20 protein-coding genes are annotated in these 24,588 nt (G+C 64.9%); 9 read left to right on the top strand and 11 right to left on the bottom strand.

All coding sequences use genetic code 11. The annotated features are described in order from the left end of the window. Window positions 1-25 precede the first annotated feature (25 nt). Window positions 26-463 carry a universal stress protein gene (locus ABIC75_RS02375; protein ID WP_354012263.1) on the bottom strand — a complete coding sequence of 146 codons (438 nt, stop codon included), beginning with the start codon at window positions 461-463 and terminating at the stop codon, window positions 26-28. Between the two features lie 243 nt (window positions 464-706). Between ABIC75_RS02375 and ABIC75_RS02370 the strand changes: the two genes are divergently transcribed. After that, the gene (locus ABIC75_RS02370; protein WP_354012262.1) at window positions 707-1,141 is read left to right on the top strand and encodes a universal stress protein; all 435 of its coding nucleotides are present in this window, start codon (window positions 707-709) and stop codon (window positions 1,139-1,141) included. 26 nt (window positions 1,142-1,167) lie between these two features. On the opposite strand, the gene ABIC75_RS02365 is transcribed toward ABIC75_RS02370, so the two are convergent. After that, a complete protein-coding gene (locus tag ABIC75_RS02365; protein ID WP_354012261.1) occupies window positions 1,168-1,395 on the bottom strand; it encodes a hypothetical protein in 228 nt (75 codons plus the stop codon). A gap of 120 nt (window positions 1,396-1,515) precedes the next feature. On the opposite strand from ABIC75_RS02365, the gene ABIC75_RS02360 reads away from it, so the two are divergent. Beyond that, the gene (locus ABIC75_RS02360) at window positions 1,516-1,743 is read left to right on the top strand and encodes a hypothetical protein (protein ID WP_354012260.1); all 228 of its coding nucleotides are present in this window, start codon (window positions 1,516-1,518) and stop codon (window positions 1,741-1,743) included. A gap of 3 nt (window positions 1,744-1,746) precedes the next feature. Here ABIC75_RS02360 and ABIC75_RS02355 read toward each other — a convergent pair whose 3' ends face one another. From ABIC75_RS02355 to ABIC75_RS02330, 6 genes are all read right to left on the bottom strand, one after another. Then, on the bottom strand, window positions 1,747-2,748 hold the full coding sequence (locus tag ABIC75_RS02355) for an NAD(P)H-quinone oxidoreductase (protein WP_354012259.1): 1,002 nt from the start codon (window positions 2,746-2,748) through the stop codon (window positions 1,747-1,749). A gap of 15 nt (window positions 2,749-2,763) precedes the next feature. Beyond that, window positions 2,764-3,759 carry an MBL fold metallo-hydrolase gene (locus ABIC75_RS02350; RefSeq protein WP_354012258.1) on the bottom strand — a complete coding sequence of 332 codons (996 nt, stop codon included), beginning with the start codon at window positions 3,757-3,759 and terminating at the stop codon, window positions 2,764-2,766. Window positions 3,760-3,868: 109 nt separating this feature from the next. Then, entirely contained in the window at window positions 3,869-5,116 is a 1,248-nt protein-coding gene (locus ABIC75_RS02345) for a histidine-type phosphatase (protein WP_354012257.1), read from the bottom strand. Between the two features lie 14 nt (window positions 5,117-5,130). Continuing rightward, complete coding sequence (locus ABIC75_RS02340; protein ID WP_354012256.1) at window positions 5,131-7,629, bottom strand: TonB-dependent receptor; 2,499 nt, start codon at window positions 7,627-7,629, stop codon at window positions 5,131-5,133. Window positions 7,630-7,736: 107 nt separating this feature from the next. Beyond that, the gene (locus ABIC75_RS02335) at window positions 7,737-8,861 is read right to left on the bottom strand and encodes a FecR family protein (RefSeq protein ID WP_354012255.1); all 1,125 of its coding nucleotides are present in this window, start codon (window positions 8,859-8,861) and stop codon (window positions 7,737-7,739) included. Next, window positions 8,854-9,372 carry an RNA polymerase sigma factor gene (locus ABIC75_RS02330; protein WP_354012254.1) on the bottom strand — a complete coding sequence of 173 codons (519 nt, stop codon included), beginning with the start codon at window positions 9,370-9,372 and terminating at the stop codon, window positions 8,854-8,856. The genes ABIC75_RS02335 and ABIC75_RS02330 overlap by 8 nt, the downstream gene beginning before the upstream one ends. Before the next feature lie 339 nt (window positions 9,373-9,711). Between ABIC75_RS02330 and ABIC75_RS02325 the strand changes: the two genes are divergently transcribed. Further along, on the top strand, window positions 9,712-10,284 hold the full coding sequence (locus ABIC75_RS02325; RefSeq protein ID WP_354012253.1) for a hypothetical protein: 573 nt from the start codon (window positions 9,712-9,714) through the stop codon (window positions 10,282-10,284). 29 nt (window positions 10,285-10,313) lie between these two features. On the opposite strand, the gene ABIC75_RS02320 is transcribed toward ABIC75_RS02325, so the two are convergent. Together ABIC75_RS02320 and ABIC75_RS02315 are read right to left on the bottom strand one after the other, a co-directional pair. Beyond that, the gene (locus ABIC75_RS02320) at window positions 10,314-11,903 is read right to left on the bottom strand and encodes an MASE1 domain-containing protein (RefSeq protein WP_354012252.1); all 1,590 of its coding nucleotides are present in this window, start codon (window positions 11,901-11,903) and stop codon (window positions 10,314-10,316) included. A 378-nt stretch (window positions 11,904-12,281) separates the two neighbouring features. Then, window positions 12,282-12,689: an OsmC family protein gene (locus tag ABIC75_RS02315; RefSeq protein ID WP_354013050.1), complete on the bottom strand. Its 408-nt coding sequence runs from the start codon at window positions 12,687-12,689 to the stop codon at window positions 12,282-12,284. 320 nt (window positions 12,690-13,009) lie between these two features. On the opposite strand from ABIC75_RS02315, the gene ABIC75_RS02310 reads away from it, so the two are divergent. From ABIC75_RS02310 to pgm, 4 genes are all read left to right on the top strand, one after another. Then, window positions 13,010-14,509 carry an efflux transporter outer membrane subunit gene (locus ABIC75_RS02310; protein ID WP_354012251.1) on the top strand — a complete coding sequence of 500 codons (1,500 nt, stop codon included), beginning with the start codon at window positions 13,010-13,012 and terminating at the stop codon, window positions 14,507-14,509. Beyond that, window positions 14,509-14,928, top strand: coding sequence for a GNAT family N-acetyltransferase (locus ABIC75_RS02305; RefSeq protein WP_354012250.1), 420 nt, complete (start codon window positions 14,509-14,511; stop codon window positions 14,926-14,928). The genes ABIC75_RS02310 and ABIC75_RS02305 overlap by 1 nt, the downstream gene beginning before the upstream one ends. A 112-nt stretch (window positions 14,929-15,040) precedes the next feature. After that, window positions 15,041-15,307: a DksA/TraR family C4-type zinc finger protein gene (locus ABIC75_RS02300; protein WP_354012249.1), complete on the top strand. Its 267-nt coding sequence runs from the start codon at window positions 15,041-15,043 to the stop codon at window positions 15,305-15,307. A 195-nt stretch (window positions 15,308-15,502) separates the two neighbouring features. Next, window positions 15,503-17,152, top strand: a complete 1,650-nt coding sequence (gene pgm / locus ABIC75_RS02295; protein WP_354012248.1) for a phosphoglucomutase (alpha-D-glucose-1,6-bisphosphate-dependent) — start codon at window positions 15,503-15,505, stop codon at window positions 17,150-17,152. Window positions 17,153-17,216: 64 nt separating this feature from the next. Here pgm and ABIC75_RS02290 read toward each other — a convergent pair whose 3' ends face one another. Next, window positions 17,217-18,242, bottom strand: a complete 1,026-nt coding sequence (locus ABIC75_RS02290) for an aldo/keto reductase (RefSeq protein WP_354012247.1) — start codon at window positions 18,240-18,242, stop codon at window positions 17,217-17,219. 407 nt (window positions 18,243-18,649) lie between these two features. Here ABIC75_RS02290 and ABIC75_RS02285 point away from each other — a divergent pair, with 407 nt between their 5' ends. Together ABIC75_RS02285 and ABIC75_RS02280 are read left to right on the top strand one after the other, a co-directional pair. Continuing rightward, window positions 18,650-21,067: a GH92 family glycosyl hydrolase gene (locus ABIC75_RS02285; RefSeq protein WP_354012246.1), complete on the top strand. Its 2,418-nt coding sequence runs from the start codon at window positions 18,650-18,652 to the stop codon at window positions 21,065-21,067. A 57-nt stretch (window positions 21,068-21,124) separates the two neighbouring features. Next, a complete protein-coding gene (locus ABIC75_RS02280; RefSeq protein ID WP_354012245.1) occupies window positions 21,125-24,544 on the top strand; it encodes a GH92 family glycosyl hydrolase in 3,420 nt (1,139 codons plus the stop codon). The last annotated feature ends 44 nt before the right edge of the window (window positions 24,545-24,588 follow it).

Raw genomic sequence — 24,588 nt, 5'->3', positions numbered from 1 at the left:
GGATGAGTGGCAGGGGCGCTCGACCTCAGTGGCAAACCAGCACGGGTACATCGGCGCGCAAGAGCACCTTGTGCGTTTCGCTGCCCAGCAACAGGCGGGTCATGCCGCGCCATCCGTTGGAACCCATCACGATGAGGTCGGCCTGCCTGGCTTTGCAGGTCTGCACGATGGTGTCGTAAGGCTCGTCGCCGAATTCGGCCACGCCTTCGAACGGTACGCCGGCGGCGTCGGCCAACATCTTCACCTGTTCGATATAGCGTTCGGCGTTGGCCTTGGCTTCCTCGTTATAGGCGAACTCGGTGGCGGCCAGGATGGTGCCCATGTACGAGATGGTCCGGAACGGTGAAATCACGTGGAGGGCCGTGACTTTCCCCTGGGTCAGCTTGGCCTGTTCGATGCCTACCTTCGCGGCGCGCAGGGACAGTTCCGATCCGTCGACGGGAATGAGAATGTGCTTGAACATGGGTTCCTCGCTAGGGCGGCCGATGCCGCGGATGAAGGCGATGGCGGAAGCCAGGGGAGTGTGGCGTGCGGCCTGTGGGGCCTGTGTCACGGGTGATGCATACCCAGCTTAGGCCGATGCCAGGCGGTGTAACTGATCGGCGTCAATCCGCCGCACGGTGGGTGCGCCTGGCTCGGGTCTTTTGCACGCCACGCGCACGCGGCGGGACTACACTGGTATCAGGAATCCAAAGGAGGCCTGGCGATGTTCAAGAACATTCTTCTGCCGGTGGATGGTTCCGAGCGTGCACTGAAAGCCGTGGAGACAGGCATTGAACTGGCGGCCCAGCTCGGGGCGAAGGTGTTTGCGGTGCATGTGATGCCGCCGTTGTCCACGGTGTCCTTCATGTCCGAACTCCTCCAGCACAGCGCTTGCCACAGCGACGTCGCCAAGGCACATGCACAGCAATACCTGGACGAAGTGGTGCAGCGTGCCAATGCGGTGAACGTGCCGTGCGAAACGGAATACGTCTTCGACCTTCGCCCTTACGCGGCCATCGTGGCTGCTGCCGCGAAACATCATTGCGACCTCATCGTGATGCGCTCGCGCGGCTCCGAAGGGCTGGAGCGTGTATTGCTCGGCAGCGTGCCGCACAAGGTGATGAGCTGCTGCAACACACCGGTGCTGGTGTGCAGTTGAAGCGCGGCTGCTGCTGCACCCGATGGTCAGATCTGGTCGGCGGGCGGAACGAGGTGGTGCTTGACCTGGATGGCGTCCAGCCGGTCGCAGACCCAGGCGCGGTCGTTGGGCGGGGCGCGATCCTGGATGGCCTGGGCCATGCTCGTGAAGCTCGCCCAGAACTCGCCGGGCACGGGTTTGCTCCGCACCAGGCTCGGCACCGACGTATCCAGCGCGTCGAGCATCTGGTCGAGCTGGGCGTGTGAAATGGCCATGGCTTGAGCCTACGCCCAGGGCACGTCAAGACGGCGCAAAAGTCTTAGCCAAAGTGTCACGACGCGTTAACGGCGTCAGGGGCAATTTTGTATCCCACCCGGGAAAAAGGCGGTGCCTGTATGGAATGGGATCGCGACAACGACCTGCTATCCCGCGCCTGCGACGAGCTGATCGAGCAGAACGCGTTGCTGCAGCAGGAGATCGAGCTGCTTCGCGCCCAGCTGCGCCGGCACCCGACCGGCGAACTCCAGATCCGCGAGGCACGCCGCCAGATGGACGAATGGCTGGAAACCGCGCACGGGCATACGCCGTTGCCTTCGGCGCCGGAAGCGGTGGTCGCTTACTGAGATCTACACTTCCAGCACGATCTTGCCGATGTGCTGGCTGCTCTCCATCGCCCGGTGCGCATCCGCAGCGCGGGTGAGCGGGTAGGTGGCGTGAATGATCGGCAGGCAGCGACCCTGCGCCAGCACCGGCCACACGTGTTCCCTCAAGGCGGCCGCAATGGCCGCTTTTTCCTGTGCCGAACGCGGACGCATCGCCGAGCCCGTGACCACGGCGCGCTTGGCCATGATGGTGCGCAGGTCGACGTGGTCCGCCACGCCGCCGCCCAGGAAGCCGATCAAGAGCAATCGGCCATCGCGCGCGAGGGTGGCGAGGTTGTCGTCGACATAGGCGGCGCCCATGATGTCGAGGATCACGTCCGCGCCGTGTCCTTCGGTGCGCGCCAGCACCACTTCCACGAACGATTCCTGCCGATAGTTGATCGGCTCGCCGCCCAGCTCGCGGATGGCTTCGCATTTCGCTGCGCCGCCGGCCGTGGCGAACGCGCGGATGCCGAACTCGCGGCACAGCATGAGCGCCGTCGTGCCGATGCCGCTGGTGCCGCCGTGAATCAAGGCGACTTCGCCGCGACGCGCATGCCCAAGCTGAAAGAGGTTGGCCCACACGGTAAAAAACGTTTCCGGAATGGCGGCGGCCTGCGTCATCGAGACGCCGCGCGGAATCGGCAGTACCTGTCCTTCGGGCACCACGCAATATTCCGCGTAACCGCCACCGTTGGTGAGCGCGCAAACCTCATCGCCGATGGCATGCATGGTCACGCTGTCGCCGATGGCAGCCACCGTGCCGGCCACTTCCAGCCCGGGCGTGGGGTTGGCGCCGGGCGGAATCGGATAGTTGCCCGCGCGTTGCAGCACGTCCGGGCGATTCACGCCGGCGGCGCGCACATGGATCAGCACTTCGCCGGGTTTCGGCGCGGGTACCGGCACGTGCCGTGGCTGCAGCACGTCGGCCGGGCCGGGCGCGGTGATCTGGATTTCCGTCATGACGGCGGGGAGCGAAGGACGCATGAAGCGCTCCGATATTCACGTTCGAGGGTGGCCGGCGCGGGCGTGGCGCCGACGTTTGAACCACCAGCGTAAGGAGAGCGCGATGATGATCAGGAGAAGAATGCCCACCACGCTGATCACCTGCAACATGCGCGCCTGGCTGTACATCACGAAGCGGCCGGACTGGCTATAGAAGCCGTTGAACGAAGCGAGCACCTGCGGAAGTTGCGCCAGATCGTCCTTGCCTAGCGGCAGCGGCGCTTCGTCGGGATGCCAGTTCGATCCCATTGGCTGAACCTGGCCGTGCTTGTCCAGCTCGACGTGGCCGCCGAGCACATAGGTCACGGGTTTGTCGCGCAAGAAGTTGTTGATGCGCACGGCGCTGGCGTGGTCCGCCGCCGTATCGTCGATGATCAATCGGCCCGGCAGGAAAAAATCGCCGGTGAAGGCGAGCCCTGTATTGCCGTCGTAGTACGAGACGTGCGACGGATAATGGCCGGGCGTGGGAATGGCGTCGACCTTGCGGCCGCCGAGTTCGACATGCGCGATGTCATCGGGCCATTGATGGAAGCCGAAGCCGTCGATCACATGCGCAAGATCGGTGCCGATGATGGTGACGTTGGGCGCGGAGGCGAACTGCACGTCGCCGGAACGGTGATCGAGATGCCCGTGCGTGTGAACGATGAGCAGCGGCAATCGCTGGCCGTTCACGGTCGGCAGCAATCCAAGCACGGTGGAAGCCAGCGGCATCTGCTTGGCATCCGCCACGTCGCCGGTGTCGATGAGCAGGGCGCGCGTCGACCCGATCAGCAGATACATGAACGGGCCTTCGTAGGTCTGGCAAAGGCTTTCGCGCAGGATGTACGTGTGCTCATCGTATCGATGCACCTGCAGGCGGCGCTGCGGATGGGCCTGGCAATCGGCGGCGCCAGCGTCCCATTGGACCTTCATGTCACCCGGCACGGGTTGGGCGAGGGCGGGCACGCCCCACAGTCCGGCAATGCAGCACAGCACGATCAGCGCGACTTTCATCCTTGCCTCGACGGGTCGGGGCGCGACCGGTGCGGCGCGCAGACGGTCGCTCAGATGCGGATGGAGGCGCGAAGGTTTAGGCCGCCGCCCTCCGGCGGCGGCCTTCCGTTCAGGGTTGGTTGACTGGCATGGCCGGGATCGACGGATCGATCGACGCCGGGTCCAGGCGGCCATCCAGCCAATGAACCACCGTGCCGAGCGGGCAGATTTCCTGTCCTTTGCACGGCGCCAACGGCAGCGTGTGACGAACCAGCGCGGCGTCATCGCTGAAGTCAGCCTTGCGCAGTGCGGCCAGCGTCGGCATCCAGGTGGATACGCGCACGGCGTAGCCCTCCTTCTGCTTGAGCAGGTCGAACACCAGGGCGCCGCCGGGCGGATAGTCGTCGGGTTGGCGTTCGTCGTGCCAGTCGACGTCGAGCACGCCGGCCAGGTTGGCGAGGTTGGTGTCGTGTCCCACCAGCAGCACGGTGCGCGTCTTCGCCGGCGCCAGCGGAGCCGCATTGGTGCTCATGCCGGCGGTTTGCTGCAACGTCGCCACGATGTGCGCGAGCAGGTTGGAGCCAGCCTTGGCCGCAGCGGGCAAGCTCTTCTTGGACAACGCAAACTGCTGGTTGTGCAGCGTGATGATGCGGCCGATGGTGGCTGCATCGCCCTTGCTCCATGCCACTTGCGCCAGGGGAAATCCTTGCGCGTATTCGAGCATGAGATTTTCGCTGAGACTGCCCGCGGTCTTGAGCGACTTCGCGTGCGCAGCGTCGTCGTCATGCGCGGGATCGATCAACAGCTTGCGGCCTTGTCTGGCGGCATCCTGCAGGCAGATATCGCCGCGGCATCCCAGCAGCACAAACTGCAATTCGGGCAGCGCGGAAGGCGGCCACGTCGCCGGTGCCACGGCGGCGTCTTCCTCCTTGGCGCCACTCTTGCCCACGAAGTGGAACAGCGCATTGTTCTGCTCCGGCGCCAGCGCGAGATAGCCTGTGTGACACGAAGGCTGCAAACCCTTGACCAGTGCCGCACCGCTGGCACGGTTGCGTGGCGTGCTGTCGGCAATCACCAGCCACGCATCGTCGCACTGGCCGCGACCGAGCCCATCGGCCACCAGCATGCGTTGCATGCGCTGGCCCAGCGCCGTGATGCCTTGCGCGCCATGTTCGGTAAGCACGCCGGGAGCGACGGGCCACGTTGTCCACGCACGATTGGCGTAGGGCGCCAATTCGTCGGGCGAACTGGTGGGCGAACGCACGCCATGACGCAGCACGATCACGCGCGCCGCCACCTCCTCGCTCTGCGCCAGCGTCGGCAAGGTGGCCAACGCCGTGCCGAACAGGCATGCACGCAGCAGCCATGAATGCTTCATGCTCATCATGCGCCTCACAGTTTCACCGACAGGTCGAGGAACACGCCGCGACCCGGCAGCCCGAAGAACAGCGGCGCACCGCTGACCGACTGCGTGCCCGCGTAACCCGTGATCTTGTGCACGTTGAACAGGTTGTTGATGTCCACGCTCACGGAGTACCCCTTGGCACCCCACGGGCCAGAGGCCGCGCGATAGCCCAAAGCGGCGTCGGTGGTGAAATAGCCGCCGATGCGCTGGCTGTTCTGGAACACGGTGTTGCCGTTGCTGTCGGTCACGTTGTCCACGCCGTACTGCTCGCCGGCGAACTTGCCCATCAGCGAGCCGAAGTAGCCGAGCGGGCTGCTGTAGAGCAGGCCCAGCGCGGCGGTGACCTTGGGCGTGGCAGCCACCTGCACGTCGGTGTTCTTGTAGGTGGCCTTGTTGTAGCTGGCGTTGCCGTACAGGCTCAACGTCTGCGTGAGCGCGTAGGTGGCTTCGGCTTCCGCGCCCTTGTAGATGGCGCCGCCGGCATTGATGTACGTGCTCTCGTTGCCGTTCGACGTCGCCACTTCCGTGGTGGTGAGGAAGTTGGAGAAGTCGATGTAGTAGACGTCGGCGCCAAAGGTGAATTCGCGCGTGGCGTAGGCCGTGCCGAGCTGATAGTTGAGCGTCTGTTCCGGCTTCAGGCTGCGCGAGCCGTTCACTTCGATCACGTCGATGGGCGGCGCGAGAAAGCCCTTCGCCACCTGCGCATAGGCGCTCCACTCGTCGCTGATCTTTTCGTGTGCGCTCAGCGAGGGCAGGGTGGAGTGATAGGTGGCCTCGGCGTACGACGGTACCGGCGGCGACACCTTGTTGAGCGGTGCATTGAGCTGGCGCGTCACTTCCGAATAGCGCACGCCCGGGCTCAGCGTGAAGCTGTCGCTGACGCGCCAGTCGTATTGCAGGTAGGGCTGCACGGTGTCGGTGCGATCGTCCAGCAGGTAGTTATACGCGGGACCGTACTTGGTGCCGCTCAGCTGGCCGGTCGTTTCGTCGATCGGATACTGGTAGCGCGCATCCAGGTTGCGCTCCAGCCACACGCCGGTCTGCAGCTCGCCCGGGCCGAGGTCGCGCGCGAGGCGCAGCACATCGCCGAAGGCATGGAAGCCCGAGTCTGAGAGCTTGCCCGGCACATCGGTGGCGACCTTCTTCAGCTTCTTGCCGTTGGCGTCGTAGAACGTCACGCCGTTGTCCGCCGGGTTGTTGTCGCTGGCGTCGCTGGTCTTGCGTGCCCAGTGATCGAAGGTGTTGAGGTAGACCTTGTTGTCCACGTCCCAGTCGCCGAGACGGCTGGTGATGCCGACATAGGTGAAGCTCGAATAGTACGCGGCGTTGTTGTAGCCCTGGTACGACTGCAGCGTGGGATCGTTGGTGAGGCCGTAGCGCCAGCCGAACTCGGCGATCTCGTCCTTGGTCGCTCCCTGCACGGTGTTCTGGTGCTCGCGGTTGTAGCTGGTCACGAAGGTCAGCAGCGTATCGGCGCCGAGCTCGGTGATCGTCTTGACGAAGATGTGCTCGCGTTTGTCGTCGGTGCCTTTGAGGTAGGTATCGCTCGATTCCTTCGACACGTCAGCGAACAGCCTGGTGTGGTCGCCCAGTTGCTCGTCCGCGCTCACGCCGCCGGCGCGCGTGTTCCAGCTGCCGAGGGTGAGGTAGGGCGTGATGCCCGAGACATCGCTGGGATCGCGCGAACGCAGGCCCACGGTGCCGCCGAACGTGGCGTTGCCGATGGTGGAGCCGCCGCCCGGGCCGCGATCGATTTCCGCCTGCCCCAGCACGTGGTTGTTGAAGTAGGCGGAGGTGGTGTGGTGCAGGTCGCTGGCATCGCCGAACGGAATGCCGTCGAAGGTGATGTTGAACTGGCCATCCTGGAAGCCGCGGATGCTGATGCCTTCGTTCTTGCCCAGGCCGGGGCCTTCCGGCGAGGTCACCGTCACGCTGGGCGCGTACTTGATGATGTCGTCGAAGTTGGCATTGAAGCGCAGGCCATCGCGAATGAAACGCTCGTCGATCACGGAGGTCGGCTGCGTGGCATCCAGCGGTGCGGCGCTGGGCGCAAGCGTATCCACCGCGTTCGCATGCACGCTGATCGGCGCAAGATCGCGCGTGCCGTCGGTGGTGTTGATCGGCGGCAGGCCGCGCGACGCATCAGCGTCCGCGGCCAGGGCCTTTCCCGCGTTGGGGTCCCGCACGATGGTGACGGTGGTCGGCGTCACGAAGCGGTAGCCCAGCCCGGTGCCCTTGAGCAGTTGCGTCAGCTGCTGCTTCGGCTCGAGGCCGGCGGGAGCACCGCTGCTGCGCAGGCTGTCGGCAACGTCGGGGCTGTAGACCACCTGCAGGCCGGTGCTGCGCGAGAACTGGTCCAGCGCCTGGTTGAGCGGCATGGGTGCGATGGCGGGCGTGGCGGCAGCGGCCGGTGCCTGCGCGAATGCATGGGCGGGGAGAGTGCTGCCGAGCAGCAGCGCGATCTGGAGAGCAAGCAGTTTCCGCATGGTGCGTCTGACCTTCGAGGGAGTGACATGGGGCGGCGAGGAAGTCACTCCTCGCCGCGGCATGACTCACTACGAGTGTCGAGCGGAGCCATTGGGTACCGTTTTCTTCATGAATTTTTTCTTACAGCGCGAACGTGCGAAAGCGTGGTGGCTGCACGCACCACGCGCACGTCGTCCACGCTGCGGATGACTTGCACGTCGGGCAGCGTGAGCAGGTACGCCACGAACGAATCCATGTCGCGTGCGTGGAATCGCCCGGAAATCAGCGTGGCGCCGATGCGCGCATCCTCGATCACCAGCGGGCGGCTGTTGTAGGCATTGAAGCGACGTGCCACGTCGGCCACGCTCGCGCTTTCGAAATGGATGTCCGACGGTAGCCAGTGCGTGCTGCGTGCCAGGTCGGCGTGGTGATCGACCACGTCGAGCGAGCCGTCCACGTGCATGGTGGCTTCCTGGCCCGCCGTGAGTTGCGTCAACGACGTGCGGCGCTCGCCGAGGCCTTCGGGTGCCCAGGGCTTGTCTTCGCGCTGCCACACTTCCACCTTGCCGCTGACCACGGTGACGCGACCGCCATCCGCGGATCGATGTGCGTCGAACACGGTGCCGATGTCCTGCAGGTCGTTGGCGCCCAGGCGAACGCGCAAGGGGCGCGTTGTATCGTGCGCCACGTCGAACAGTGCGCCGCCGTGCAGGACGTCGATGCGGCGTGCCGTGTCGCTCATGCTCACCACGACCACGCTGTCGCGATCGATCTGCACGTCGGTGCCATCGGCAAGCGTGGCACTGCGCACGGCGTCGCGGGCCGAGGCGTAGCTGTCCCACGCCTGCGGTGCGGACTGCAGCCACGATGCGGCGCCGGTACCCAGCACCATCGCCACGGCGGCAGCCTGCGCAAGCCATGCGAGACGACGTGGCCGTGCTGGCGCGGCAGGTGCCAATTCGGGCGTACGCGGCACGGGCAGTGCGACGACCGACGCATCGTCCACGGCCAGCTTGCACAGTTCCGCCTCGCTCAGCGGATCGAGCGCACTGGCTGCTCCCAGGTCGCCATGCAGATGGGCAATGGCGAGATATTCGGTGACGTGCAGCGGCGACTCGCGCAGCCATGCCATGAATTGCGCCTGCTGGGTTTCATCGAGACCATCCTGCTGGTCGAGATACCAGCTGGCGGCATCCTCGGTGGCGCGGCGCTGCCGCTCGGCCGCTTCGCGGTGGCGGGCGAAATCAGTCATAGCGCGCCATCCCGACGCGGCACACGGCCAGCGCCTTGACGATGTACTTCTTCACCATGTGCGTGGAAATATTCAGTCGCTCACCAATGTCTCGGTAGCCCAGTTCGTCGCGGTAATGCAGCACCAGTGCTGCACGACACTTGGGCGTGAGTCGCGCAATCACTGCCGCCAGTCGTTGACGGCGAACGTCGCGATCCACGCCGGCAGCGGCATCGCACGGCGTGAACAGGCGTTCCAGCGCATCGTTCACTTCCTCGCCGGTCCTGGGGCTGCGCTGCTTGCGCGCGGCATGCTCCTTCACCAGGTTCGCCGCCACGGTGAACAGGTAGGCCTCGGGCTTCTCGATCGTTTCGGCGGCGGCGCGATCGGTGCGCAGCAGGCGCAGGTAGAGTTCCTGCGCCAGATCCTGCGCATCCCAGGGATGCGCCGTGCGCTTGAGGAAATAGCGATTGAGCGTGTCGTGCTGTTCTTCGAACAACTGCGCCAGCCCGGAGGTGGAATCGGCGGTCACGTGCACTCGCAGCGCCGTCGACGCGGTCGTCGGCAGATGAGCCAGGGTTTGCCGGCAACCTAGCGTGACTATGTGACGGATTCGTGAAAGCGATGAACGGATAGTTACTGATGCGAGAAAAGCATGGCGTCGTACGCGCTTCAGGCACTTACTGCTCGTGCACCGACTAGGGCAGAGTCGCTCGGCTGGCGCGGTGTCGTTCGGCATCCGCCAGTGGTGACCGCTCTTGATCGATGCCAGAAGGCATCTTGGAATAGGGGATCAACTATGGAGAGAAAGCATATGCACCATGCATCGAGTCGTGGGGTTCGCGGGTGGCTGTCTCTGGGTGTACTGGCGATGTCGTTGACATCGATGGGCGCCATGGCCGCCACCGGCCTGCCGTCGACGGGCCTTGGCCAATCGTGGCCGAACGCCACCGACGTCAGCACCAGCCCGCACTGGCACGTGTACCTGTTCCAGCGCGATGGCGTGCGTTATGTGCAGATCAACGATCTCAACGGCAAGGTGCGTGCTGCATTCGCCGCCGCTTCCGGCACCTTCCTGACGCTGCCGGTCGGCTCGGATGCCGCGCAGGTCGCGACACCGAGCGAACCGCTGCCGGTCACGGGCAACACGGCCGGCGACATCGTCTATCAGGACGGCGCGTTGAAGGTGCTGGTGGCGCCGCAGGCCGACGGCACCGCGAGGACGTTTGTGGCTGCAGGCAAGTGCACGGACCCGGTCGAATGCAGCTCGCGTTTCAACACCGCGGCCAACGTGGCGCCGCAAACGATGACCGCGGCGGGCAAGTGTACCGATCCGGTGGAATGCAGTTCGCGTTTCAACACCACGACCAACGCGACGCCGCAGACGGTGACCACGGCGGGTAAGTGCACCGATCCGGTGGAATGCAGCTCGCGCGCCAATTGATGGTGCGGTAAACCGCCACCGGGGCGCTTCTAGCGCGAAGCGCTCCGGTGGATCGCCGTGGTACGCAGCGAGTCGTGCAGCAGCAGCGTCACGCTCACGCTGGGGCTGATCTCGCGAAGATGCACGTCGCCGCCGTAGATGTGGGTGCGGTCGCGGATCGAGGAAATGCCCAAACCGCTGGCGCCAAGCAGCGTCATGGCGTGCTTCCAAGGCTCATCGTCCAGGCCCGGTTCGGCGGCGGTCGAATAACCGGTGGCGCGCTTTCCAGTCAGGCGCATCACCACCCAGCGACGCCCGCGCGTGTGTCCGCCGCGCAGTTGCAGATGCACATCCTGCATGCGTCCGCGCGACAGCACGTAGACCAGCACTTCGCAAGCGAGCCGGTACAGCGCCATGTGCACGTCAGGCGCGAGCTGACTCAGCCCGCGGCCGGAAAGCTCGCATTGATACGCGGCACCCGCGATGTGGATGGCTTGCGCAAACGGACCCTCGCGCAGGGTGGCCGGCACGCCGCGTTCGCGCCATCCGCGTGGATAAAGCGCGTTGGCCAGGCGATGCATTTCATGCTGGGCGAGGGCGACCTGCCTGGCGTAGGTGTGTTCTTCGTTCGTGGGCAGCACGTGTCGAAGACGATCCAGCAGTCGGTTGTGGTTTTCGCGTATCGTCACGCCGATGTGTTCCAGCGTATCGGCCGCCTGGCGCAGCCGCAGTTCTTCCAGGTAAAGGCCTTGCTGCGCGAGCTGGAAGCCGCGCAGCGTGTCCATGTGCGTAGCGTGTTCCGCGTGCGCCTGGTGGGCGATGCGCGAACCCAGCATGAGCAGCGTGGTGATGGCGAAGGCGATGAGCGCCTGCGCCTGGATCACGCCCGGATCGCGCACCACGAACGAAGTCATGGTGACCGCGAGGCTGGCGAGCGTGCCGCCCAGCGCCGCGCCTTGCCAGCCGTGTCGCGAGGTGAGCCACACCACCGGCAGGAACATGGCGATGCGGAACACCTGCATGCTGTCGCCCTGGCTGCTGAACACCAGGCCGATCAGGGCGAGCAGTGGCGTGACGACGCCGATCAGCGTGTCCTTGGCGAGGCGGCTGCGCCACAGTTCGATGTCGTGATGAAGGGCGGGCGCACGCATCTGCCGGAGGTAGATCGCGATCACCGTCGGCGCAATGGCCAGCGCGCCGAGATAATTGCCGAGGAAGTAGCCAAAGATGATCTGGGCATCGATGGGTGGATACGGTTCGCCCGGCGGTACCTGCACCGCCATCAGCACGATGGCGTTGCCCGCGGCCGTGAGCACGGCGCCCGCCAGGATGACGCCCAGCAGCATGCCCATGTTGATCTGGTGAGAGCCGAGCAGCAGGCGCGCATGGCGGCGTGCCCAGGCGACCACGCCCATGAGCGGCAGGATGGGCGGCACGGCCGCCAACGCCGACCAGCGCCAGCCGAAATCATCCGCGCAGTGCCACGCGTGATAGTCCACCGGAATCATTTCGCCAATGAGCAGCGCGGGCCAGTAGCGATACGGAAACAGCAGCAGGCAGGCAACGCGCAAGCCCGCCGGTAGATTCCAGTGTGAAACGGAGATGTCGCGGAGCAGCGCATAGCTGAAGGCGTATGCCATGCAGACAGCCACATGACGGCCCCAGGCGCGTGGCGCGAAAGCTTCCCCCATTGCGTTCTTCCCCATGGCTGCCGTAACTCCCTCCGGCTCACGTGGGCCGGAGGTCATGTGGTCGGCGTGACATCGTCATTCGCCGCCACCCCCAATCATCCAGGTCGGGCATCGGCATTCCTGCCGGCGCATCTCCGGGCCATCCTGCCGCCCCGAACCACCTGTTGGGCTGCGCCACTTTCACCCTGCCACCAGGCGCAACCTTGTTACACCGGCGGGGACTTTCGCATAAAAGCCGGTGACGTTCTGGTGAAGGTGGCTGCATGGTGAAACGATGCAAATACTTGCGATGCAGGTCACGAATTTTCGCGCGCAAGTCCCCCCGCATCAGGCTTCTGACGGTGCGTCCCCGCGGCGGCTGGCGATCTCCACGCCCTCGCGCATGGCCTTGGTAACCGGTGTGTTCGCCACGATTTCGAGCAACCGGTTCCATTGTTCGTCGGTCAGCGGACCCGAGGCATGCAGCGTGCGCATCACGTGCAGCCGGCCATCGTCGTCGCGATCGAGTTGCAGCTCGGCGCGGAATTCGCCCAGATCCCAGCCCTTGCGTTCGGCATACATGCGCAACGTGATGGCTGTGCATGCGGCAAGCGAGGCGAGGTAGTAATCGAACGGCGCGGGCGCTGCGCCCTGGCCGCCGAGCTTCACCGGTTCATCGGTGTCGAGCTTGAAGTGCGCTGCCTCGATGTGATGCAGGTAGTGGGCATCCGTCGAAACGATGCTGGCAGAGGACACTTTGGGCATGTGCGATGACTCCTTGCGTGGCATGACGATGTGCCCGTCGATGACGAGCGCCGCCGTGCAGCGTAAGCGCGGTCGAACGCTGCGCCAAGCGGCGACGCCTGCACCATCGATATGGCAATTGGACAAAAGTAGGCCTCGTGCCTGGGTTTTCGGCGGTGCGCAGCGCTGCGCGTCGTCGACATGCGGCGATATAATGGCCACACCGATACGCGTTGCCATGCGTGGCGAAGTGGTTCGCGCCGAGCCGTCGCTGTGTCGATGGTGCGCCGTCGGCCATGCGCATCTCAGCGTTTGACTTCCGGATGATTCCCATGCGTTCCCTCTCCCTTTCCGCCGCCATTGCCCTCAGTCTCGTGCTCGCGGGCTGCGTCACCAGTCGTGGCCTGCACACCACGGGCACCATCACCGAGCCGGGCAGCCTCAAGTCCGAGCAGAGCCTGGCCGACGTGCAGCTCAGTCCCACGGCGTGGCCAGCGCAGGATTGGTGGGTGAGTTACGGCGATCCGCAGCTCACGGCGCTCATCGAGGAAGCGTTGAAGAACAATCCCAGCCTCGACCAGGCGCAGGCGCGTGCACGCCAGGCGCAGGCCGTGGCGGACAGCGTGAATGCGGGGCGTCTGCCGCAGTCGAACTTCGACGCGGGCATCACCGGCGCGTACCTGTCGAAGAAAAACCCGATCTATCCCGAATACGCCATCGGCACCTTTGCGTGGAGCAAGGCGCTCACCGCGGATTTCTCATGGGACCTCGATTTGTGGGGCGGCAAGCGCGCAGCGTGGGAAGCGGCGCTCGGGCGTAGCCGCGCCGCCGATATCGAAGCGCATGCTGCACGCATCGAGTTGTCGGTGAATGTGGCGCGCGCCTATGTGCATCTCGCTTACGCCTTCGCCGAAAAGGACGTGGCCGATGCGGAATTGGAGCGTGCCAGCCGTTCGCTCGACGTAACGCGCAAGCTGGTGAAGGGCGGTCTCGACACGCCGCAGCAGGAACACCTGGCCGATTCGCAAGTCGCCGGCGCCGAGCAGCAGAAGGTGGCCGCCGATCGTGCCATCGATGCGGCACGCAGCAGTCTCTCCGTGCTGTTGGGGCAGGGACCGGATCGCGGACTGAGCATCGAGCGCCCGCATCTGGTGGATCGCGGGCCGGCCGTGTTGCCCGACAAGTTGCCGGTGGACCTGCTTGGTCGTCGAGCCGATCTGGTCGCGGCGCGCTGGGAAATCGAGGCGGCCAATAAGGATGTCACCTCCGCCAAGAAGGATTTCCTGCCCAACGTGAGTCTCTCCGCGATGGCCGGCTTCATCGCGGTGGGCGGCAGCACCAGCGTGCTGCAGTTGCCCGCGCGCCAGTATGTATTTGGCCCGGCATTGAGCCTGCCCATCTTCGATGGCGGCCGTCGTCGCGCGCATCTGGCCGTGGCCGATGCGGAATACGACGCCATGGTGGCGCGCTACAACGGCCTGCTCATCAGTGCGTTGAACGACGTCTCCGATCAGGTCTCGGCGCTCACCTCCGTGCGTCAGCAGATCGTGCTGGAGAAACGCTCCGTCGATGACGCGCAAAAGAGCTGGGACGATGCGATGACGGCGTATCGCGGCGGTCTCAAGGGACCGCTCACGCCGCTCACCAGTCGCCAGCAACTGCTCACCGCGCAGCAGCGCCTCGCCTTGCTGGAAAGCCAGCAAGCGGATATTTCGATCCGCCTGATCGAAGCGCTGGGCGGCGGTTTCGATGGCGCCGGCGACGTTGCCGAAATCAACCAGGCATCGAGCGTTCCGCCGCAGGCATCGACGGTACAGGATGGTCCGCATTGATGCGCTACGAGCTTCACGCCATCGAGGCTCCCAGCGCCGCTGATCGCGAAGCAATTGCCGCGCCGTTGCGGGCCTACAACCTCAGCAAGGTCGCTGCGATCGAAATCAAGCCGCTGGTGATTGCGCTGCGGGATGCGGACGGTCACACCATCGGCGGCCTGTGGGGCGAGACGGCGCTCGACTGGTTGCATATCGATTTGCTTGCCGTGCCCGAATCGCTGCGTGGCCAGGATGTGGGCAGTGCGTTGATGCAGCGTGCCGAAGCGTTGGCGCGCGAGCGCGGTTGCGTGGGAGCGTGGCTGGACACGTTCGCCTTCCAGGCCCGTGGTTTCTACGAAAAGCTCGGCTACAGCGTGTTCGGCGAAATTCCCGACCATCCGCTGGGCAGCGCGCGCTACTTCCTGCGCAAGCGTTTCTGACCCGGAAGACTGCGGCGGTTCTGGCACGAAGGGTGGAAAAATGCCCTGAAGCCCTTACATTGACCTTGGACGCCTCAAAGGAGGCGGCACGAGCAGTATCGGGAGGCGGGCCATGGCAACGGGTTGGGCCGGCGACGGCGCCGTGCAGGATCAGATCGACGCGACCGTGGAAGACGCGGTGAAGCGTGCGCGCAGCCGCATGCAGAAAGGCCCCAGCCTGACGCATTGCGAAGCGTGCGATGCCCCGATTCCCGAGGCGCGGCGCAAGGCCGTGCCCGGCGTCCGCTTTTGCGTGAAGTGCCAGGAAGCGCACGATCAGGAAGAGGCGGCGTTCAGCGGCTACAACCGTCGCGGCAGCAAGGACAGCCAGCTGCGCTGAACCGCGGCTGGATCGCTGCACCATTTCACCCGCTATCCACAACCAGGGGCGCGCTCCACGACGGCTTCGCTATTGACACGCAGCGCCGCGGCGAGGGTCAATGCTTCCTTTGAATTGAAGCAGGATGTGCCCTCGCATGACCACGTCTTTCCATTTGCGCCAGCCCGTTGCCTTCATTGCCAACGAGGTGCGTCGATGAGCCGCCTCAGTCCGCTGGCCGGCAAGCAGGCCCCGGAGTCGCAGCTGGTGGATGTGGCGCGTTTGCGTGACGCCTATGCCGATCTGCGCCCCGACGTGGGCGTGCCCAGCCAGCGCGTGGCGTTCGGTACGTCCGGTCATCGCGGCAGTTCGTTCGATCGCAGTTTCAACGAATGGCACGTGCTGGCCATCACGCAGGCCATCTGCGAATACCGCGCCGGGCAGGGCATCAACGGTCCGCTGTTCATCGGCATCGACACGCATGCGCTCTCGCAGCCGGCGCTTGAAAGTGCGCTCGAAGTGCTTGCTGCGAACGGCGTGGAGACCATGGTGTCCAAGGGCGGCGAATACACGCCGACGCCGGCCATCTCGCACGCCATCCTCACCTACAATCGTGGGCGCACGAATGGCTTGGCCGACGGCATCGTGGTCACGCCGTCGCACAATCCACCGGACGGCGGCGGCTTCAAGTACAACCCGCCCAACGGCGGCCCTGCCGATACCGACATCACGGGCTGGGTGCAGAAGCGCGCGAACGCCTTGATCGAAGACGGCCTGCGCGACGTACGACGCGTGCCTTTTGCGCAGGCCAAGCGTGCATCGACCACGCATGAACACGATTTCGTCGATGCCTATGTGACGGACCTGGCCAACGTCATCGACTTCGACGCGATTCGCGGCAGCGGCGTGCACCTGGGCGTCGACCCGCTGGGTGGTTCGGGCGTGCATTACTGGGTGCCGATTGCGGAACGCTACGGCATCGACCTCACCGTGGTGAGCGACGCGGTGGATCACACCTTCCGTTTCATGAGCGTGGACTGGGACGGCAAGATCCGCATGGATCCTTCCTCGTCGCACGCCATGCAGCGCCTGATCGGTTTGAAGGACAGCTACGACGTGGCCTTCGCCTGCGATACCGATCACGACCGCCACGGCATCGTGACGCGCAGCACTGGCCTGTTGTTGCCCAATCACTATCTGTCCGTGCTGGTGGATTACCTGTTCCAGCATCGCCCGCACTGGCGTGGCGATGCGGCGGTGGGCAAGACGCTGGTGAGCACGGCGTTGATCGATCGCGTGGCGAAGCGGCTCGGACGCCGGCTCTACGAAGTGCCCGTCGGCTTCAAGTGGTTCGTGGATGGACTGTTCGATGGCTCGCTCGGCTTCGGTGGCGAGGAGAGTGCGGGCGCATCGTTCCTGCGTCGCGATGGCGGCGTGTGGAGCACCGACAAGGACGGCATCGCCGCCGCGTTGATGTCTGCCGAAATCACCGCGCGCATGGACAAGGATCCGGGCGAGCTGTACCGCGAGATGACCCGCCAGTTGGGCACGCCCGTTTCCGAACGCGTGGATGCGCCGGCGAACACGGAACAGAAGGCGAAGCTGTCGAAGCTCTCGCCCGACCAGGTGAAAAGCACGCAGCTCGCGGGCGAGAAGATCGAGGCGGTGCTGGATCGTGCGCCGGGCAACGGCGCTTCCATCGGCGGCATCAAGGTGGCGTCGGCCAATGGCTGGTTCGCCGCGCGACCGTCAGGCACCGAAGACATCTACAAGATCTACGCGGAGAGCTTCAAGGACGAAGCGCATCTGCAGCGCCTGCTGGAAGAAGCACAGGCGATGGTGGACGCGGCGCTCAAGGCGACTTGATCGGTTCGCGTGGCTGCGAAAAAAAAGGCGCGCCAGTCACGGCGCGCTTTTTTGCGTTGGGACATCACACCGGCAGCGGATTGCGCTCCTGGAAGCCGCGCTGGTGCCAGTACGGATACACCGGCGTCACGTCGCTGGCCGCATCGAGCTTGGCGACCTGTTCCTTGGTGAGGTTCCAGCCCACGGCGCCGAGGTTCTGCTTGAGCTGCTCCTCGTTGCGCGCACCGATGACCACGGTGGACACCGTCGGGCGCTGCAGCAGCCAGTTCAACGCAATCTGCGGCACGCTCTTGCCGGTTTCGGCGGCCACTTCGTCCAAGGCATCGACGACGCGGTAGAGATACTCGTCCGACATCTGCGGACCCACGTCGCCGGTCTTGTGCAGGCGGCTGGTGGCGGGCAGCGGCTGGCCGCGGCGAATCTTGCCAGTGAGGCGGCCCCAGCCCAGCGGGCTCCACACCACGGCGCCCACGCCCTGGTCCAGGCCCAGCGGCATCTGTTCCCATTCGTAGTCGCGCCCGATCAGCGAGTAGTACGCCTGGTTGGCGATGTAGCGCGAATAGCCGTAGCGATCGGCCACGGCCAGCGACTTCATCAGGTGCCAGCCGGAGAAATTCGACACGCCGATATAGCGGATCTTGCCGGCGCGCACGAGATCGTCGAGCGTCGACAACGTTTCCTCGACGGGCGTGAGGGCGTCGAAGCCGTGCAGCTGGAACAGGTCGATGTAGTCGGTGCCCAGGCGCTTGAGCGCGGCATCGCAGGCCTTGAGCAGATGGAAGCGCGAGGAGCCGACGTCGTTGGGATCTTCGCCGGAGCGGAAGGTGGCCTTGGTGGAGATGAGCACGCGGTCGCGGCGGCCCTTGATGGCTTCGCCCAGCACCGACTCGGCAGCGCCGTCGGAATAGATGTCCGCGCTGTCGAACATGGTCAGTCCCGCGTCAAGGCAGACATCCACCAGGCGTTTGGCCTCAGCAACATCGGTATTGCCCCAGGCGCCAAAGAACTCGCCCTTGCCGCCGAACGTGCCGGTGCCGAAGCTCAGTACGGGCACCCTGAAACCGGAAGCGCCCAATTGCCGATATTCCATGGAAGGAACCTCTATGCGTGTGTGAGGGAGGGTTTGGATGTTCTAAAGTTCGAAGATACGGAACTAAGATGAGTGAGGCAATGCGCGGGCCGTGATACTCGCCCGACGTTCGCGAGATTTTCGTGTGCGAGTTACGCGGGCCGAAAAGCATGCTGGGTGCGCGGCTTGCGCTGGTCCGGGTGCCGGATTGCTTGGCGGGGCGTTGGCGATGTTTTGGCCGACGCGGATCTTTTTTGCATTGCAGCAAGCATCCCGGCGCAAAAGCAGGTTAAAGTCCACGACAGGCACAAGTCGCGGTCATCCGGGGAAACGGGTCCATCTTCGTGGCCTTTTTTTAGATGACGAATTTAGATCGATCTAAATATGTGAAGAGGGCCGTCACGGCGGCCTTTTTGGGGAGAGAAGGCATGGGGCAGGGCTTGTCGGCAAGGCAGGGGCTTCGTCGCGCGTGGATCGCGGCGCTGGCGTGTGGTGTTTCCATGACGGCGGCCATGCCGCTGCTTGCGCAAGGTGCGAACTCGCCGGCGAGCGAGGTCAATCCGTTGATCGGCAGTCGCCACGGCGGCAACACCTATCCTGGCGCGGTGCTGCCGTTCGGCATGCTGCAGTGGAGTCCCGAGAACACCCGCGGCAAGCACACCCGCACGGCGTCGCCCAGCGGTTACCTGTATGACTCGGCCCGCATCCGCGGTTTTGCGCTGACCCATATCTCCGGCGCCGGCTGCGCCGGTGCGAGCGGCGATGTGCCGTTCATGCCGGTGACGATGGCCGTGAAGGGTTCGCCGTCCGCCGATCTCACCGATGGCACCTACGCCAGCGACTTCTCGCACGACAACGAACAGGCCACGGCCGGCGCGTATCGCGTGCGCCTCGCCAACGGCGTGCAGGTGGACCTGGCTGCCGCCACGCGCAGCGGCGTCGGCCGCTTCACCTTCCCCGCGGGGCAGCCAGCCAATCTGCTGATTCGCGCGTCCGATTCCGAAGTGGGCAGCAGCGATGCGAACGTCACCATCGATCGCGCGGCGCACACGGTCAGCGGCTCGGTGACCAGCGGCAATTTCTGCGGCTATCTGGCCAAGGCCGACCAGCGCAGCTACTACACGCTCTACTTCGTCGCGCAGTTCGATCAGGCATTCAATGCCACCGGCGCATGGCACGACGGCGAAGTGCAGTCGGGCAAGACGAGCGCGCAGGGCGGCACGGGTTACGACGCGAAGGGCTTCCCCACGGCGGGCAAGGGCTCGGGCGTGTGGGTCGGTTTCGATCCGGCGAAGGGTCCGGTGCAGGTGCGCGTGGGCATTTCGTATGTGAGCCTGGACAACGCCAAGGCGAATCTCGCGGCGGAGATTCCTGCTCAAGCCGGTCTCGAGCAGGTGCAGGCCAAGGCGCACGATGCCTGGAACGAAGCGCTCGGCAAGGTGGCCGTCACTGGCGGCACGGCCGATGAGCGAACCACGTTCTACACAGCGCTCTATCACTCGCTGCTGCATCCGAATGTGTTCAGCGACGTCAACGGCGAATACCGCGGCTTCGACCAGCAGGTGCATCGCGTCGACGGCAAGCAGCGCGTGCAGTACGCGAACTTCTCCGGCTGGGACATCTATCGCTCGCAGCTGCAATTGCTCACCTGGCTGTATCCGGACGTGGGTAGCGACATCGCCCAGTCCCTGTTCAACCAGGCCAAGCAGAACAACGGCGAGTGGGATCGCTGGACGCACAACAACGGCGGCACGCACGTGATGAGCGGCGATCCGGCCGTGCCGTCGCTGGCAGCCATCGATGCCTTCGGCGGCCACGATTTCGATCTGCATGGTGCCTATGCCTCGCTGGTGAAGGCGGCCACCGAAGTCACCAAGAACGATCTCTCCGACGACGGTTGCAACGTGGAGTGCGTGGGTCAGCGTCCGTCGCTCGACCAGTGGCTCAAGCTGCACTACATCGCCACGCAATCGCATGCGTGGGGCGGCGCGGCGGAAACGCTGGAAGACGTCACCGCCGATTTCGCGCTGGCGCAGCTTGCGGCGCGTGTGGGTGACAGCAAGGGCGAGCACGAATTCCTGACGCGCGCCGGCTACTGGCGCAACCTGTTCAATCCGAAGGCTGCGCCGGATGGCGGTTACATCCAGAACCGCAATGCCGACGGCAGCTGGCCCGCGTTCAAGCCCGATGCCGACGATGGCTTCGTGGAAGGCAGCGCGGCGGTCTACCTGTGGATGGTGCCGTTCGACGTGCGCGGCCTGTTCGAGCAGATGGGCGGCATCGCCAAGGCCTCCGCGCGACTGGACAAGTTCTTCCACGACGACAAGGGACAATGGGCACTCACCGAAGCCGGCCCGATGCATGCCGAGCTCAACAACGAGCCGTCGGTGGGCACGCCGTGGCTGTACGCCTTCGTCGGCCAGCCGTCCAAGACGCAGGAAGCCGTGCGCATCGTGGTCAACACGCTGTGGAAGAACACGCCCGAGGGCATTCCCGGCAACGACGACCTGGGCGAGATGTCATCGTGGTACGTCTGGTCGGCACTGGGCATGTATCCGGCCATTCCGGGACGCGGCGAGCTGATCCTTGGCAGTCCGCTGTTCACCCACGCGGTGATTCATCGCACACAAGGCGACGTGGTGATTGCCGCACCATCGGCCTCGACCAAGACACCGTTCGTGCAAGGCTTGACGGTGAACGGCAAGTCGCATGACAGCCCGTGGCTGCCGGCCAGCTTCGCCGAACACGGCGGCCAGCTGGAATTCACCCTCGGCGCACAGGCCAACAAGTCGTGGGGCAGCGATATCGCCAAGGCGCCGCCGTCGTTCCCGCCGCCGAAATCGTAAGTAACGGCGAGCGTGGATGAGCCATCATTGGGTGCACAGGCGTTGCGGAGAGAACAGATGAGCAAGCGATCAGTCCTTCATGGCATCACGTCGTCGCGTGACCTGCGTCGTCGCGTGATGAGTCTCTCCGTTGCCTTGAGTCTTGCGGCGGCAACGCATGCAGCGACTGTGCCCGCTCAGGGCTTTTTCACATCGTTCGAAACGGGCGATGCCCAACCTGAATCGGCCAGCGTCAAAGGCTGGCGAATGAGTGTGGTGTCCGGCCCCGGCAAGGAGGAATCCCTCACCTCCAAGCCGGGTGTCGGTTTTACCGGCACGCGCGCTCTTCGTTATGACGCGGATGCGGTGAACGAAGCGCGCGAGCGCCGCACCGTGCTGTACCGCACGAAGCAGCCGGTGACGGCGGCCTCGCATCTCTCCTATGTCGTGCTTCCTGCGGACGCTTCCGGTGAGGCTCGCGGCTTTGCACAGTTCGTGGCGGTCGACCTGGTGTTTACGGACGGCACGCGTCTATCCGCGCTCAATGCCTTCGATCAGCACCACGTGCGCGCCAGTGCGCCGGCACAGGGCGGCGCCCGCGTGCTGCACGACAACCAGTGGAATGCCATCGACATCGATGTGGGCGCCGTGGCTGCCGGGAAGACGGTCGCCGCCATCGAACTGGTGGAGAACGCACCCAAGGGCGTGGAGGCGTTCCACGGTTATCTCGACGACCTGCGTTTCGCCGATGCGTCTGCGGCAACCGATGCATCACCCAACATGTATGTCGACACGCGTCGCGGCAGCAATGCGAACGCGCATTTCTCGCGCGGCAACAATTTCCCCGCCGTGGCGATGCCGCATGGCTTCAATTTCTGGACGCCGACCACGCAGGCTGGCTCGGACTGGATCTACCAGTACCAGGACCGCAACGGCCCCGACAACCACCCGCGTATCCAGGCGTTCGCGCTGAGCCACGAGCCCAGCCCGTGGATGGGCGATCGCCAGACGTTCCAGGTCATGCCCGCCGCCGTGGAGAGTGGCGCGCCGCCGCTCGACCGCGACGCGCGTTCGCTGAGCTTCACGCACGATCACGAGACGGCGCGTGCCGATCTTTATCAGGTGACGTTCGACAACGGCATCACCACGGCGATGACGCCCACCAGTCATGCCGCCATGATGCGCTTCACCTTCAAGGGCGAGCGCTCGCAGCTGGTGTTCGACAACCGCAATGACAAGGCCGGCATCGAGCTGGATCCGTCGCACAACAGCATCAGCGGTTATTCCGACGTGGCCAGTCATCTGTCCACCGGTGCTACGCGCCTGTTCTTCTTTGCCACGTTCGATCAGCCCGTCACGGAAAGCGGCCGGCTGACGACGCAGGGGCGCGAGCACGTGGGTGCCTGGTTCGGATTCAACACGGCGCTGAACAAGACGGTGACGATGCGCATCGCCACGTCGCTGATCAGCCTGGAGCAGGCCAAGCGAAATCTCGCGCTGGAGATTGCCGCCGACGACACGTTCGACAGCGTGCAGGCGCGCGCCGCCAGCCGCTGGAACGAGATGCTCGGCCATATCGAGATTCCGGGCGCCGCCGCAGGCGACAAGGTCACGCTGTACTCCAACCTCTATCGCCTGTTCCTGTATCCGAACGAAGCCTACGAAAACGTGGGCACCACGCAGAAGCCCGACTATCGCTACGCGAGCCCGTTCTCCGCGGCCACTGGCACGAATACGCCCACCCAGACGGGCGCGCGCATCGTCGCCGGCAAGCCGTACGTCAACAACGGCCTGTGGGATACCTATCGCACCGCATGGCCGGCGTATGCACTGCTGACGCCCACGCAGGCCGGCGAGATGATCGACGGCTTCGTGCAGCAGTACCGCGACGGCGGCTGGATCGCGCGCTGGTCGTCGCCGGGCTATGCCGACTTGATGGTGGGCACGAGCGCAGACGTCGCCTTTGCCGATGCCTGGAACAAGGGCATCCACAACTTCGACGTGCGTTCGTTCTACCAGGCGGCGTTGAAGGATGCGACGGTGGTCAGCGACATTCCGGGCGCCGGCCGCAAAGGCATCGAGCGCTCGGTGTTCAACGGCTACGTGGACAACAGCACCGATGAAGGCCTGTCGTGGTCGATGGCCGGCTACCTCAACGATTTCGGCATTGGCGAACTGGCGCAGACGCTCGCTGCCAATCATGAGTCGGGCGATGCGTACGGCTCGCACTATGCCGACGATGCGCGCTATTTCCACAGCCGCTCGCTCAACTTCGTGAACCTGTTCGATGCTGCCGTCGGCTTCTTCGTGGGTCGCAAGCCGGATGGTTCCTGGCGCATCGATGCGGAGCATTTCGATCCGCGCGCCTGGGGTGGCGACTACACCGAAACCAATGCCTGGAACATGACCTTCGACGGCGTGCAGGACGGGCAGGGGCTGGCGAACCTCTACGGCGGCATCGACGGACTGGCGAAGAAGCTGGACGCGTTCTTCGACGCCGGCACCGAATTCCACGTGGGCGAATACGGCGGCATCATCCACGAGATGCTGGAGGCGCGCGATGTGCGCATGGGCCAGTACGGCCACAGCAACCAGCCGTCGCATCACATCCTCTACATGTACGACCTGGTCGGCCAGCCGTGGAAGACGCAGGACAAGGTGCGCGATGCGCTGTCGCGCCTGTATGTCGGCAGCGAGATCGGGCAGGGTTACCCGGGCGACGAGGACAACGGCGAGATGTCCGGCTGGTGGGTGTTCAGCGCGGCCGGCTTCTATCCGCTGCGCATGGGCACGCCGACCTACGCCATCGGTGCGCCGTACTTCCCGCACATGATCATTCACCTGGACAACGGCAAGAGCATCGACATTCGTGCCTCGGGCGTGAGCGATCGCAACCGTTACATCCAGGGCATGATGCTCAACGGCAAGCCGTACGACCGCAGCTGGCTGGCGCACGCCGATCTCGCCAACGGCGCAGTGCTCGACTTCCGCATGGGCGATGCGCCTTCCCAGTGGGGCAGTGCCGATGGCGGTGCGCGCTTGCCGTCGCAAACGACGGGCAGCGCCGCGCCGTCGCCACTGGTCGACGCCGCCGACGCCAAGGGTGCGAAGGTCGTTGTGCCGGGTGACGACAAGGCTGCGCGTGCATTGAGCGACAACACATCCGACACCGAAGCCCAATTGCGCGGCTCGGAACCCACCGTGCAGCTGGATCTGGAACAGCCACGGCAGATCACCATGTACACGCTCACGTCGTCCGCCAAGGCGGGACGTGATCCAAAGAATTGGAAGTTCGAAGGTTCGGCCGATGGCGTTCACTGGGTGACCCTGGATGAACGTCGCGGCGAAGCATTTCCGTGGCGTCGACAGACGCGTGCGTTCGGCGTTGCGCATCAGGGGGACTATGCGCATTACCGCTGGCGTGCGGAGCATGTCGACGGCTCGCAAGGGGTTGGGTTGTCGGAGATCGAGTGGCTTGGGTTAGCGCCTACGCCCTGAGTTGATGCATTGCAGAGAAGTCGGGGGCCGCAGAAACGCATTTC

Source organism: Dyella japonica, from assembly GCF_040545895.1.
Classification (GTDB): domain Bacteria; phylum Pseudomonadota; class Gammaproteobacteria; order Xanthomonadales; family Rhodanobacteraceae; genus Dyella; species Dyella japonica_D.
This window is presented reverse-complemented; position numbering and strand designations above follow the sequence as displayed.